We start from the raw sequence: 12,988 nt of genomic DNA, 5'->3' as shown, positions 1-12,988 counted from the left end.
AAGACTTTTGATTTTCTAGCAGGCGTTTCGCTTAAAATTTTAGGCATCAAGCCCGCCAAAGAGAGCGAGCTAGCCCACTCGGAAGAGGAGATAAAAATCATCGTGGGCGAGAGCCTAAAAGGCGGCGTTTTAGATAGCTTTGAGACCGAGATCATCAAAAATGCGGTCGATTTCTCCGACACGGTCGCTAAAGAGATCATGACTCCGCGCCGCGATATGGTCTGCATAAACAAGCAAAAAAGCTACGAAGAAAACATCAAAGTGATCTTTGACTCCAAATACACGCGCTACCCCTACATCGACGGCAGCAAGGACGCGATACTAGGCATGATCCATATCAGAGATATCTTGCAAATCGACCTGGGTAACAAAAAGCGCGAATTTGACAGCATTGTGCGTAAATTCGTCATTGTGCCCGAAAACCTCTCGATATCTAAAATCCTTGTGATGATGAACAAGCAGCAAATCTCCGCCGCCCTCGTCGTAGACGAATACGGCGGTACGGCGGGGCTGCTCACGATGGAAGACATAATGGAAGAGATCCTAGGCGACTTTAACGACGAGCACGACGACGCCGACCCGCATTACAAAAAAATCAACGAAAATATCTACGAGTTTCAGGGGCGCTTTGATTTAGAAAGCGTCGAGGAGCTGATGGGGATAAGCTTTGCCGATGAGACCGAGGAGCTAACGATCGGCGGATACGTCTTTAATCTCATCGGTCGCTTGCCTGTCGTAGGCGACAAGATCGAGGATGAAAACTGCTACTACGAGGTGCGCAAGATGGACGGCGCTAGCATCTCAAGCGTCAAAGTACGCAGAAAATTTGAGCAAAAAGAGGATGAAGACTAGACAAATTTGCGCCTTACCTTTGCAGGCGGGGCGTAAATTTGGTTTTAAATTTGAGGCGCGGAAGCGGATTTTCAAATTTAAGTCGGTCTAAAATTTGAAAACGCAGCCTCACTCGCGAAATCGGCTCAAATTTAAGCTATTTCGTCAAATTTGGGTTGCGGCATTGCTTTAAATTTGCCTCGCTAAATTTACACCGATTTTTCTCTCGGACTCTCAAAATCCACAAATTTAATCTAACTTTTTAGCTTATTTTGATAAACTTCGCGAAATTTAATAAGAGATAAAAATTAAATTCTATATTTTGAAATTTATAAAACAAATTTAACACAGGAGGACAGATGAGAGTAGTTCAAGCGGAATTAATCTCCAAAACCGTCAGCGAGCTTTGCAAGCAGGCCTGTTACGTCGTAACGCCCGATATGAGAGCGGCTTTTGAAAAAGCTAGAGAAAACGAGAGCTCGCCGATAGGCAAAGACATCCTAGGCAAGGTACTCCAAAATGCCGATCTAGCCCAAAAGGGCATCGCGCCGATCTGCCAAGACACGGGCATGGCGGTCGTGTTCGTCGATATCGGACAGGACGTGCATATCGAGGGCGGATTTTTAGAAGACGCGATAAACGAGGGCGTAAAAGACGGCTACGTGGGCGGCTACCTACGCAAATCAGTCGTAAACGACCCGATATTTGAGCGTAAAAACACGACGAACAACACCCCCGCCGTCATAAACGTAAGGATAGTAAAAGGCGATAAAATCCATATAAAAGTGGCTCCAAAAGGCTTTGGTAGCGAGAACAAATCTGCTCTAAAGATGTTAGTACCCGCAGACGGCCTAGAGGGCGTGAAAAAGGTATTTTTAGACACCGTTAAGCTAGCGGGTCCAAACGCCTGCCCTCCGATGGTGATCGGCGTGGGCATAGGCGGCACGATGGATAAGGCCGCACTAATGGCAAAATACGCCGCCGCTCGCGACGCAGACAGCAAAAACCCTGACCCGCGATACGCCAAACTAGAGGAGGAGCTGCTAGAGCTCGCCTGTAAAACAGGCGTCGGACCGCAAGGTCTAGGCGGCGACACGACCGCGGTAAAAGTAAACATCGAGTGGTATCCGACCCACATCGCTGGCCTGCCGGTCGCTATCAACATCAACTGCCACGCCGCTCGCCACGCCGAAGCTGAAATTTAAGGAGAAAAGATGTCAGAAGTAAAAAAGATAACCGCGCCGTTTGATAAAGAGGTCGTAAAAAGCCTAAAAGCAGGCGATAACGTACTAATAAGCGGCACCATCATCGCAGCCCGCGACGCCGCGCACAAGGCGCTAACCGAGACTTTGGCTCGCGGCGAGGCCTTGCCCGTAAATTTAGCCGGCGAGACGATCTACTACCTAGGACCAAGCCCCGCAAAACCGGGCGACGTCATAGGTGCTGCGGGACCGACTACTAGCGGACGCATGGATAAATACACTCCGACGATGATAAACGAAGTAGGCATCAACGGCATGATCGGCAAGGGCTACCGCAGCGACGCCGTTGTCGAAGCGATGAAAAAATCAGGCTGCGTCTATATGGTCGCTATCGGGGGTGCGGGCGCACTAATCAGCCAAAGTATCAAAAAGTACGAAGTGCTAGCCTATCCAGAGCTTGGCCCAGAGGCGGTCGCGAGACTTACGGTCGAGGATTTTCCAGCTATCGTAGCGATAGATAGCGAGGGCAATAACTTCTACGAAGTCGGACAAGCTCCGTATAAAAAAATATAAATTTATCGGCGCGGGTTATCGCTAGTTCGCGCCTTTATCCGTGCGCCGCTCTTGGTTTGCGTGCAGTTTGAAAGCAGGCAAATTTGAAACCAAACGGCGCGAAAATTCTCAAATTTTACGCTCACTCTTTAAAAATTTTGTCGTAATTGCTCGGATACGCTTTTTTCAAAGATTTTTTAATCTTAGCCTTTAGCGAACCTCCGTCGCTAAGCTTTACGTCGTCGATTAGGCAATCTTTATCGCAAATTAGGCGCAAAGTTATATCCCGTTTTTCGCCAAACAGCTCAAATTTTACTCGCACTTCGTTCTCTGAGACTGCTTTTGCGCTAAAGTTTTTGAGCTCGTCAATATCCTGTGCATCTATAAAAGGATCGGCATCTAGATCCGACGATACGTGTTCTACGCCGCTCAGACGTCCGAGCGCAGAGCCGAACTGATCGTAAATGAGCCCGTCAAGCTCGGGCGTTAGCCACTCCGAGGTTATAGGTTGCACTTCGCCGTTGCCGTAGTTTGTTTGGTAAAAATCGATCACCGTTTTTTCCATTAGCTCGGCTTTCGTCGTTTGAGCGCTTAGATTTGCGCCGCCGAGTCCGCAAAAAATCACCGCCAAAAGGCAAAATTTAGATACTTTCATGACCTTTCTTTCAAATTTGGTAGTTGCGTGATTTTAGCATTATTGGGGTTAAAATTTACTCATCTTTGCGGGACTAGGTTTGGCGTAATAAGTTGCGAGTTAAATTTGAGCAAACCGGCGTTAATCTCAAATTTGCACTAGCCTTTGAGCCGTCAAATTTTACTTGGACGGCTCGTTAAATTTAGCGGCGATCACTCCGTAGTGCTGTTTATGTAGCTGTTTTCAGAGATCTGTGTCCAGACTCTAGCCTTTTTCATAAAGGCTTTTTGCGAGTCTAGGATCTCTTTAAACGTCGCGTCCTTTGCCGAAAGCTCGTCTAGGATCTCGTCCGTAGCCTTGCGCAGCGCAGCGATGATCTCTGGCGGAAACGAAGCGATTTTCACGTCCGGATACTCGCTTTTGATTTTATCAAGGACCAGCGAGTTTTGATAAACCGCCGACTCGTAGACATCGGCCGCTACGGCCTTGGTCGCAGTTTCTACGATAGCTTGGAGGTCGGCCGGTAGCTTGTCCCAGAGCTTTTTGTTGATGTAGAATTCATTTTCGCTAGCGGGCTCCTGCCAGCCGGTGTAGTAAAATTTAGCCACCTTTTGAAAGCCGAAATTTATATCGATCGCAGGGCAGACCCACTCGACGGCGTCGATCGTGTTCATCTCCATCGCCATGTATAGCTCGCCGATCGGGATCGTGTTGATGTTTACGCCTAGCTTTGCCATTATCTCGCCGCCAAGCCCGGTCATGCGCAGTTTTAGTCCCTTTAGATCGTCCGTGCTCTTGATCTCTTTTTTAAACCAGCCGCCCATTTGCATGCCGAAATTTCCGCCGTGAAAGGTCACGATGCCGTACTCGTTAAAGACCTTTTGCGCGAGCTCCTTGCCCCCGCCGTACGCGTACCATGCGTCCTGCTCGGCCTTGTTCATACCAAAAGGCACGGTCGTAAAGAGCATGAGCTTGGCGTCCTTGCCCTTATAAAAGTAGCTCGCGGTGAAGGCTGCGTCGTACTGGGCGCTTTTGACCATATCAAGCAACGCAAACGCCGCCTTGTGCTTGGACGGATAGTCGACGCGCACCTCGATACGGCCGTCGCTCATCTTTTCCACGAGCTCTTTAAATTTCTTTGGAGCGTCGCCTAGCACGGGTACGTTGCTCTCGTACGTGGAGGCGAGCTTGATTTTGTATTTTTCCGCAGCTTGCGCGCTAATCATCATCGCAGCGCATAGAGCTAGAGCTGAAAATAGTTTCATTTTTTCTCCTTTCGGTTTTAAATTTACCGATTATAGAGTTTTGAATTATATTTTTTGATTAATTTTAAAATTTAAGCTGCCAAAATTTACTACACATGGGTAAAAACGTAAATAAATCTCTAAAATGTTACGAAATTTAAATTTTACTACTCGCGGATAAATTTGACGGTCGCCGCCGTTAAAACGGCGATGTCTAGGCTAGGGCTTGACAAATTTTATCTAAGCATGCGGCAAATTAGCCCGCGAACAAGGCTTAAGATCAGCAGGCTGCCAGACGCGACGCATTAAAATTCGGCGGTTTAAATTTACCCGCGCTTTTGGGGCAAAATAATGCAAACTCGCGGTAAAAATATACGCTAGCGCGCCCTTAAGCCTAGTTTTGACGATTTTGTGTGCCGTAAATGCTAAATCAAAGTAGCGCCGCTTGCGCTTACGGCGGTATTTTGCAGGCAAAATTTACTGCGTCGCTTCGGTAAATCGTCCTATGTTTTAGGTAGCTTGAGCCGTTGCCTAGTAAATTTAGCCTCAAGAGCGCACCGAGTAAATTTAGCGGCGGTTTGTGTTTGTAAGCGTTTTTTCTAAATTTAGGTAAATTTCGTTTAAGCGGCAGCAAATTTTAAGCATAGGATTTAACAAGACGGCTTTTTGATAATTTTGCCAGGCGAAATTTGTAAAATTTAAGCTTCAAAACGCGCGAGTGAAGCCTAAATTTAAACCGCCAAAAGCGGCAAGCCGAAAAACGGATGGTATCAAAAATTCGGCAAGATAAATATCGTTAGGGCGCGGTGCGTTCAGCCAGAGCATTTTGCGCGAGGCTTACCGTTAGCTTTGGTCTGCGCGCGGTTTGTCGCAAAGTTTTGGCAAAAGCCCGCGATTTCGCGCTTGCCCATATAAATTTACATTAAATTTACCGCGGCGCTTTGGATGAATTTTGCGCGTTTTACCGCCAAATCCGCGCTTTCCGGCAAAAAACATTCGCTAAATTTAAGCCGCAATTTTCGCCGAATTTAAAAGAACGCAAAAAGTAAAATTTAATGTCGGCGAATTTAAATTTCGGTTTTGAGCTCGGATGCGCCCTTGATCTCGTCGTCGCAAATCTCGCAAAAGCGCGTCAGCAGTGAAAAGAGTTTTTCGGTATTTTTTTCGCCGAGCCTAGCAAACACCCGCTCGCCCAGCTCATCGCTAGCGCGCACGATAGGGTCTGCCGCTTCGCGTCCTTTTTGCGTGAGGCTCATCGCGCGCTCCCTTTTATCGGCGCTTTGCTCGCTTGGCTGCACTAGCCCTTTTTGACGAAAATCCTTGCAGACATTAAAGACCGTTTGCTTGGGTATGAGCCACTCCTCGCCGATCTTTTTTTGCGTCGAACTGCCGTCTTTTGCTAGCGTATAAAACACCGCAAATTCGCTGTAGCTAAGCCCTGTTTTGGCAATCAGCGCGTTTATGCGCTCGTCAATCTCGCTGATTTTTTTGCCTAGGTCGTCAAAGTTATACATCGTTTTCCTTTTTTATTTTGGGCGAATTTTAGTAAAATCCCAAAATATTTTCAAGGTTTTAGGATTGACTTTTAGTCCTAAATTTTGTTAATATGATAAATTTTAAGACTAATTTCAAGGGAAATTTTATGAAATTCGGCAAAATTTTAAAGGCATATTTTTTATCGTTTGCGCTGATTTTGACCGCGCAACAAACGGCGGCGACGCAGGAAAATAAATCGGCGCAAGAAACGCCGCCGCAAAACAAGCAAAACGCGTCCGAGCGCCAAACGGCTCAAGCGAGCGTAAAAGACGGCGATGCTAGCAAATCAATCGTCGGCCGAGACGGCAGAAATTCGGATGCTAGGCAAAATCAAAACGACGAAGCCATAAAGCTCACGGTCGTCTCGCCCAAGATCACAAAATTTAGCCCAAAGCTAAATTTGCACGGCGAGCTGGTCGCTAAAGACGACGTTGCCGTAGGCTCGGCGCTGCAAGGCCAACAAATCGCCCAGATCTTAGTCGAAGTGAGCGAAAACGTGCAAAAGGGGCAAATTTTAGCCCTGCTAGATAATGCTGGCGTAAAAGCGAAATTTGACCAGCAAACCGCCGCGCTAGAGGCCGCAAAGCAAAATTTAAACTCCGCCAAGGCCGCTTTTAGCGAGGCTAGCTCTGCGCTAAAGCGAGCTAAAGACCTAGCCGCAAAAAAGGCGATCAGCTCGCAAGAACTCGAACAAGCAAACGCGAAAGAAGCAAGCGCCAGAGCGAATCTAAACTCCGCAAAAGCCCAAATTTCGCAGATAGACGCGCAGATCGCGGAGGCTAAAGATCAGCTCGGCAAAGCTAGCGTGATAGCGCCCGTTCGCGGCGTCGTGACGGCCAAAAAAGCCCAAATCGGCGCGCTAACTAGCGGCGAGGCTTTGTTTAACATCGCAAAAGACGGCGTCATCGAGCTATCTGCAGATGCGGACGCAGCCGAGCTAGCGCAGATAGAAGTCGGTATGAGCGCGCAGGCTCAAATTTACGGCGTAAAAGAGGCCGTAAACGGCAAGGTGCGGCTGGTGCCCGTGAGCGTGGATACGAGCTCGCGCCTAGGCAAGGTTAAAATTTCGCTAGACGGCGGGGCTAAATTTATCGGTTCGTACGCCAAAGCCGTCATCGACCTGCCCGAATTTAGCGCGTTAGCGCTGCCTGCGCAGGCGGTTTCGTTTACGGAGGCGGGCGCGTTTGCGACGCTAATAAAAGACGGCAAGGCGCAGAAGCGAAAAATCCAAACCGGACTTAGAGCAAACGGGCTAGTGCAGGTGATTTCGGGCGTTAGCGAGGGCGATGAGGTCGCGCTAAAAGCCTCCGCGCTGGTAAACGACGGCGAAGCGGCGCAAAGGGGCGCGGAGTGAAAATTTCGTCTTGGGCGATCCATCATCCTATCCCTATTATCGTGCTTTTTATTGCGCTTAGCTTAGGCGGCGTAGCGTCGTTTTTGCGCCTACCGATAAACGCAAATCCAAACGTAAATTTCCCTATCGTTAGCGTCACGGTCACGCAGACCGGCGCGTCGCCTACTCAGCTGGAAAGCTCGACTACTAGGCGCATCGAAGACGCCGTGGGTGGGCTGGCGGACGTGAGGCACGTTAGCTCTACGATCTCCGAGGGCAGCTCGGCTACGACGGTGGAGTTTGCCATCGAGACGGATGTCGATCGAGCCGTAAACGACGTGCGAAACGCTATCTCGCAGATCAGAGACGAACTACCGGCCGGCATCGATACGCCGCTAGTAGAGCGCGTGGACGTCGAGGGCGGCGCGCTGGCGTTTTATTCGGTAGGAGGCGTAAATTTAGACCAAAGCGAGATATCGCGCCTTATAGATAACGAGATAAAAAGGCGGCTGCTAGCGATCCCGGGCGTACAACAAGTAAAGCGCCTGGGCGGCGTTACGCGCGAGATTAGGGTGCTTTTAGACCCCGCCGCGCTTAGCTCGCTAAAGATAGACGCGGCTTATATTAACAAGCAGCTCGCGCAAAATAACGCCGATTTGCCGGCGGACAGGACCGTTTTAGACGGTGCTGAAAACAGCCTGCGCGTAACGGGCGGCGCAAAGAGTATCGAGGAGCTAGCAGACACCCCCATCCGACTAGAGGGCGGCGGTAGCGTCCGTCTGGGCGACATCGCTCGCGTAGAGGACTCGCACGCCGAGGTTAGGTCGCGCTCTAGGATGGACGGACTGGAGACGGCGGGATTTAGCATCTCGCGCTCAAAAGGCGCCAGCGATACGGTCGTGATGCAAAAGATCAAGGAGGAGCTGGCTAAATTTACCGCAGAGCATGCGGAAGTAAAGATAGACGAGATATACACCTCGGCAGACGAGACCAAGCAAAGCTATACCCAAACGATCTGGATGCTGGCCGAGGGCGCGATATTGACGGTTTTGGTCGTGTTTATTTTCTTGAGAGACGCGAGAGCGACGCTGGTGGCGGCTATATCGCTGCCTCTTTCGATCTTGCCGACGTTTGCAGCGCTTTATCTGCTGGACTATACGCTAAACGGCATCACCCTGCTAGCTTTAATGCTAGTTATCGGCATACTCGTGGACGACGCGATCGTGGAGATAGAAAATATCAAAAAGCACCTAGCCCTAGGCAAGCGCCCGTATCAAGCCGCCATAGACGCGGCTGATGATATCGGCTTTGCGATGGTTGCCATTACGCTAACGATAGTGGCGATATTTTTGCCCGTTAGCTTTATCGGCGGGGGTATCGGGCAGTACTTTAGGCAGTTTGGCATAACCGTCGCGGCGGCGGTTTTGGCTTCTCTTTTAGTAGCGCGCTTAGCCACTCCGCTACTAGCGGCCTACGTCCTAAAACCCGAGGCCAAAGAGGAGCGCGAAGCGGGTAAGCTAAAGGCTGCCTATCTAAATTTGCTAAATTCCACGCTAGATCACCGTAAATTTACGCTTTTTATCGGCTTTTTGCTACTGCTGGGATTTTTTGCGTTAATTCCGCTTTTGCCGACGGGATTTTTGCCTCAAAGCGACTCGGGCAGCAGTAGCGTAAATATCACGCTAGCTCCCGGTTCTACGCTAGAGCAGACCGATGAGAGGCTGATAAATTTAACCTGCGTCGTTAAGCAAAACCCGGCCGTTCTGTCTGTTTTTGCTATAGCCGGAGGCGGCGGCGAAACGCACAAGGGCGAGCTGCTAATCACGCTAAAACCGCACAAGCAGCGCGAAGTTACGCAAAAGCGGTTTGAAGACGGGCTGCGGGCGGAGCTGGCTAAATTTAGCGATATGAGATTTGCCTTCGCTAACGATATGGCCGCGCGCGATATCTCGGTCATCCTAACGGGCGAGGACGCGGACGCGCTCTCTAAAACCGCCGCGCTGATAAAATCCCAAATGAGCGGCGTGGCGGGCGCGAAAAACGCTCAAGTAGACGAGCCTTTGCAAAAGCCCGAAATCCGCGTAAATTTAATCAAAAAAGAGGCCGCTAGGCTAGGCGTGAGCCACCAAGCCGTAGCCGAGGCTCTGCGTATCGCTACCGTGGGCGACACGGACGCGGCGTCGGCGAAATTTGACCTGCCGGATCGCCAAGTGCCTATCCGCGTGAGCCTAGAGGAGAGCGCTAGAGACGATCTTGATGTTCTGCGTAAAATTTACGTCCAAAGCGCGGCGGGGACAGCAGTGTCGCTATCTAGCGTAGCTCAAATCTCGTATTCGCAAGGCGCTGCTAGCATAGAGCGGTTTGATAAGCGCTGCAAGATCGCGCTCGAGGCCGATTTGCAGCCCGGATTTACCGTAGGCGAGGTTTTGGAGCAAATTTACGCACTGCCCGCGATGAAAAATTTACCCTCAGGCATCGTCTCGCCCGAGTACGGCGATAGCGAGTATATGAGCGAGATGTTTGAGCAGTTTGGTATCGCGCTGGGCTTTGGCGTGACGATGTTTTTACTGGTTTTGGTAGTACTTTTTCGCGATTTTTTACAGCCCGCTACGATATTTATCGCGCTTCCGCTTTCTATCGGCGGCGCGGCGGGCGGGTTGCTAATTTACGGCGGCGCGCTTGATCTATCCGCCGTCATCGGTATCTTGATGCTCATGGCAATTGTGGGTAAAAACTCTATCTTGCTCGTTGATTTCGTCATCGAAAAGCGCCTGCGCGGAAGCGGCGTCAGGCAGGCTTTGCTAAGCTCGGGTTCCGAGAGAGCGCGACCTATCGTGATGACTACGATAGCTATGATCGCCGGCATGGCGCCCGCGGTGTTTGCTAGCGGCTCAGGGGCCGAGTTTCGCGCGACGATGTCGGTAACCGTGATCTGCGGACTGGCCGTTTCTACGCTGCTTAGCCTCGTTTTCGTGCCGACTGTTTACTCTATCGTGGACGATGCGAAAAGATTCCTCGGCAAGCGCCTCTCTAAACTCACGTCCGTAACCGAGCAAGATAAGCAAAATGCGGTAAGGTAAATTTAATAATACCCAAGACACATCGTCTCGGTTAGCTTTATGCGCTTTTCAAGCGGCGCAGGCGAGAAAAACGAGCACTTTTCGATGTAAATTCTGTAGCCGTAGTCAAGCCCGAAGTCGTCGTAAAATTTCTTTAAATTTATAAATTTTATCCCGCAAATTTCGCGTAGATCAAAAAGCGGGTAGAGTTTGGAGCCGTTTTTGGCGACTAGATGCGAGGGCGCTAGCGTCGTAAACGAGCAAAACGCCGACGTTAGCACGAGTCCTGCTAGATCGCTGCAGCGCGCGGCGGCCTCGCGAAAACGCGCGGGAATACATTTTTTATGCAGAAAAACGATGCGCGAGTTTTCAAATTTAGCGCAGATCGCGCCGCTCCAAAACAGATACGCATTGCCCGAGATTTCAGCGTTTCGCGCAAATTCGCAGCCAAGAACGTAATCATCCAAAAACTCGTTTGGCGCAAGGGTGATTTTCATATTTTCCGTGCCTTTCTTGCGGGAAATTATAGCGAAATTTGCTTTTTTAGCCGTAAATTAGGTAATATGCGCCCAAATTTTACAAAGGACGAAAATGAAAAAGGTTATCTCTACAAAAGACGCTCCACAAGCGATCGGACCGTATTCGCAGGCGATCGAAGCAAACGGACTTTTGTTTATTTCAGGGCAACTGGGCGTTACGCCTGACGGCAAATTTGCGGGCGAGGACGTGAGAGCTCAAGCCGAGCAATCGATGCTAAATTTAAAGGCGATTTTGACGCAGGCGGGGCTTGGCTTTGAAAACGCGGTAAAAACGACGATTTTTCTAGCCAATATCGAGGATTTTGCGGCGGTAAACGAAATTTACGCTAATTTTTTTAGCGAGCCGTATCCTGCTAGAAGTACGATCGCCGTTAAAACGCTGCCAAAAGGCGGCCTAGTCGAGATTGAGCTCATCGCGGCGATGAAGTAAAATTTAAAATCAAGGAAAAAAATGAAAAAGGTTATATTTGCGCTCGCGGTCGTTTTGATCGCGGTTTTTGGAGTCGCGTTTTACGGCTCGTCTAAGGCCAAAGAGTCCTACGATAGGGGCGTGGCGAGGCTAGCTAGCGAGACGCTCAAGCTTGGATTTTTTAATATAAAAGCAAACGCGGTAGAAAACGACTACGACAAAGGGCTGTTTAGCTCGCGCGCGGTGCTAAAACTCGAGCTCACCGACGGCAACGATCCGGTCAAATTTGAAGCCAAAACGACGCTAAAACACGGATTTGCCGAGCTATTTAGCGGCTTTAAAGCTCATAGCGACGTGAAGGCGCTAACGCCCGAAGCCGCGCTCTATCTAAAGAAAATTTTCGGTACTGACGAGTTTTTAAGCGTCGACGCGCTGATAAAATTTGATAAAACTCGCGACGTGACATTAAATTTGGCCGATATCAAAACAAATGAAGATGACTCTAGCTTTGTAATCTCAAAGCCTTTTGCAAAGGCGCAAATCAAAGAAAATAAGATAAAATCCCTAGAAATCGGCGTCGGTAGAATCGGCGGCGGCGATACGGACGGCACGGATAAGGTCGATATAGAAAACGTCTCCGCGCTCATCGAGCTTAACGACTTTAAGAGCTTTGACGATCTAATCTCGTTTATAAACATACAAACCGCCTACGAAAATATAGCTAAAATCGGAGTGAAGGCCGATAAAATGAGCTTTAACAGCACTAGGGGCTATGATTTTCCAAAATCGGTCGGCATTACTGGCATGTCGTTTTTAGCGCAGATAAAGCAAAATGCAGACGCAAATCTCCTCGATACGCTTACCGACGCGAGCCTAGGCGCGCTTGACGTGGACGGCAAAAAGGTGCTCACACAGCTAAATTTGAGCCTAAACGAGAAAAACGTAAACAAAGAAGCGATGGCGATGTATGTCACCGACCTGAAAGAGTCGGCTCTTTATAAAATTTTGATGAGTAAAAACTACGTGATGGAGATTAAAAATTTTAGCTTTAAAAACCCAAACGGCAAAGAGCTAAAATTTAACGCCGTAGCCGATGCATCGGGCCTTGGCGCGGAAAGCAAAACGCTGCATGACGACGTAGATATCCAAACGGCGCTAAAAGCGGTCAAATTTGACGGCGAGATAAAGGTGCAAGCCGCGTCTATAACGGAGTTTTTGAGCGCGTATAAGGGGCTAATGGCCGATAGCGACTTTAACCAAATGATGGACGGCATCAAGCCTTTTGAGGAGCGCGTAAATTCGCTTTTTGCCAAAGACGGCGAGTATATGAGCGCGAAATTTAAACACGACGTCGGTAGCGACGACCTGCTCGTAAACGATAAAATTTCGCTCAAAGAATTTATAATGAGCCTAATGGCGAACTAATTTCGTTTTATTTTTAGCGGACGATAGTGTAAAATTTACTGCCTCGTCCGCTAAATGAGTTTTATTTTTGCTTATATATTAAAGTAAATTTCTGATAGATCAAATTTAACAAAACTCCCAACAAAAAATCTCTAAATTTTCTTCTCGACCCTCTTATTCTTCAGTATTTTTTAAGCATCCTATCTGTATAATTCGAGCTCACGAATTGAGAAACCACCTTTAAC

At 49.0% G+C, this 12,988-nt stretch carries 11 protein-coding genes; 7 read left to right on the top strand and 4 right to left on the bottom strand.

What is annotated here, in order from left to right; genetic code table 11:
• The 3 genes from ACTTJF_RS09260 to ACTTJF_RS09250 form a co-directional block, all read left to right on the top strand.
• A partial coding sequence (locus ACTTJF_RS09260; protein WP_442551720.1) for a hemolysin family protein occupies positions 1 to 852 on the top strand: 852 nt, incomplete at its 5' end.
• 338 nt (positions 853 to 1,190) lie between these two features.
• Complete coding sequence (locus tag ACTTJF_RS09255; RefSeq protein WP_442551719.1) at positions 1,191 to 2,036, top strand: fumarate hydratase; 846 nt, start codon at positions 1,191 to 1,193, stop codon at positions 2,034 to 2,036.
• A gap of 9 nt (positions 2,037 to 2,045) precedes the next feature.
• Complete coding sequence (locus ACTTJF_RS09250; RefSeq protein ID WP_122862386.1) at positions 2,046 to 2,606, top strand: Fe-S-containing hydro-lyase; 561 nt, start codon at positions 2,046 to 2,048, stop codon at positions 2,604 to 2,606.
• A 121-nt stretch (positions 2,607 to 2,727) separates the two neighbouring features.
• Here the strand turns inward: ACTTJF_RS09250 and ACTTJF_RS09245 are convergent, their stop codons facing one another.
• The 3 genes from ACTTJF_RS09245 to ACTTJF_RS09235 form a co-directional block, all read right to left on the bottom strand.
• The gene (locus ACTTJF_RS09245; protein WP_442551718.1) at positions 2,728 to 3,240 is read right to left on the bottom strand and encodes a hypothetical protein; all 513 of its coding nucleotides are present in this window, start codon (positions 3,238 to 3,240) and stop codon (positions 2,728 to 2,730) included.
• Between the two features lie 191 nt (positions 3,241 to 3,431).
• Positions 3,432 to 4,484 carry a TRAP transporter substrate-binding protein gene (locus ACTTJF_RS09240; protein ID WP_442551717.1) on the bottom strand — a complete coding sequence of 351 codons (1,053 nt, stop codon included), beginning with the start codon at positions 4,482 to 4,484 and terminating at the stop codon, positions 3,432 to 3,434.
• Between the two features lie 1,046 nt (positions 4,485 to 5,530).
• On the bottom strand, positions 5,531 to 5,977 hold the full coding sequence (locus ACTTJF_RS09235; RefSeq protein ID WP_442551716.1) for a MarR family winged helix-turn-helix transcriptional regulator: 447 nt from the start codon (positions 5,975 to 5,977) through the stop codon (positions 5,531 to 5,533).
• A 128-nt stretch (positions 5,978 to 6,105) separates the two neighbouring features.
• Here ACTTJF_RS09235 and ACTTJF_RS09230 point away from each other — a divergent pair, with 128 nt between their 5' ends.
• Together ACTTJF_RS09230 and ACTTJF_RS09225 are read left to right on the top strand one after the other, a co-directional pair.
• On the top strand, positions 6,106 to 7,353 hold the full coding sequence (locus ACTTJF_RS09230; RefSeq protein WP_442551715.1) for an efflux RND transporter periplasmic adaptor subunit: 1,248 nt from the start codon (positions 6,106 to 6,108) through the stop codon (positions 7,351 to 7,353).
• A complete protein-coding gene (locus ACTTJF_RS09225; RefSeq protein WP_442551714.1) occupies positions 7,350 to 10,412 on the top strand; it encodes an efflux RND transporter permease subunit in 3,063 nt (1,020 codons plus the stop codon). Before ACTTJF_RS09230 ends, ACTTJF_RS09225 begins: the two co-directional genes overlap by 4 nt.
• Before the next feature lie 2 nt (positions 10,413 to 10,414).
• On the opposite strand, the gene ACTTJF_RS09220 is transcribed toward ACTTJF_RS09225, so the two are convergent.
• Complete coding sequence (locus tag ACTTJF_RS09220) at positions 10,415 to 10,888, bottom strand: cysteine permease (protein ID WP_442551713.1); 474 nt, start codon at positions 10,886 to 10,888, stop codon at positions 10,415 to 10,417.
• A gap of 94 nt (positions 10,889 to 10,982) precedes the next feature.
• Between ACTTJF_RS09220 and ACTTJF_RS09215 the strand changes: the two genes are divergently transcribed.
• Both ACTTJF_RS09215 and ACTTJF_RS09210 read left to right on the top strand, forming a co-directional pair.
• Positions 10,983 to 11,360, top strand: a complete 378-nt coding sequence (locus tag ACTTJF_RS09215; RefSeq protein ID WP_442551712.1) for a RidA family protein — start codon at positions 10,983 to 10,985, stop codon at positions 11,358 to 11,360.
• A 21-nt stretch (positions 11,361 to 11,381) separates the two neighbouring features.
• Positions 11,382 to 12,764, top strand: coding sequence for a DUF945 family protein (locus ACTTJF_RS09210; protein WP_442551711.1), 1,383 nt, complete (start codon positions 11,382 to 11,384; stop codon positions 12,762 to 12,764).
• Positions 12,765 to 12,988: the final 224 nt, after the last annotated feature.

The organism is Campylobacter sp., from assembly GCF_052170435.1.
Classification (GTDB): domain Bacteria; phylum Campylobacterota; class Campylobacteria; order Campylobacterales; family Campylobacteraceae; genus Campylobacter_A.
Note: the sequence above shows the minus strand (reverse complement) of the source record. Positions and strands in the feature narration are given on the sequence as shown.

Excerpts from the sequence above, each read along its gene's own strand:
- ACTTJF_RS09255 (WP_442551719.1), top strand. The coding sequence starts at position 1,191 with ATGAGAGTAGTTCAAGCGGAATTAATCTCCAAAACCGTCAGCGAGCTT.
- ACTTJF_RS09250 (WP_122862386.1), top strand. The coding sequence starts at position 2,046 with ATGTCAGAAGTAAAAAAGATAACCGCGCCGTTTGATAAAGAGGTCGTA.
- ACTTJF_RS09245 (WP_442551718.1), bottom strand. The coding sequence starts at position 3,240 with ATGAAAGTATCTAAATTTTGCCTTTTGGCGGTGATTTTTTGCGGACTC.
- ACTTJF_RS09240 (WP_442551717.1), bottom strand. The coding sequence starts at position 4,484 with ATGAAACTATTTTCAGCTCTAGCTCTATGCGCTGCGATGATGATTAGC.
- ACTTJF_RS09235 (WP_442551716.1), bottom strand. The coding sequence starts at position 5,977 with ATGTATAACTTTGACGACCTAGGCAAAAAAATCAGCGAGATTGACGAG.
- ACTTJF_RS09230 (WP_442551715.1), top strand. The coding sequence starts at position 6,106 with ATGAAATTCGGCAAAATTTTAAAGGCATATTTTTTATCGTTTGCGCTG.
- ACTTJF_RS09220 (WP_442551713.1), bottom strand. The coding sequence starts at position 10,888 with ATGAAAATCACCCTTGCGCCAAACGAGTTTTTGGATGATTACGTTCTT.
- ACTTJF_RS09215 (WP_442551712.1), top strand. The coding sequence starts at position 10,983 with ATGAAAAAGGTTATCTCTACAAAAGACGCTCCACAAGCGATCGGACCG.
- ACTTJF_RS09210 (WP_442551711.1), top strand. The coding sequence starts at position 11,382 with ATGAAAAAGGTTATATTTGCGCTCGCGGTCGTTTTGATCGCGGTTTTT.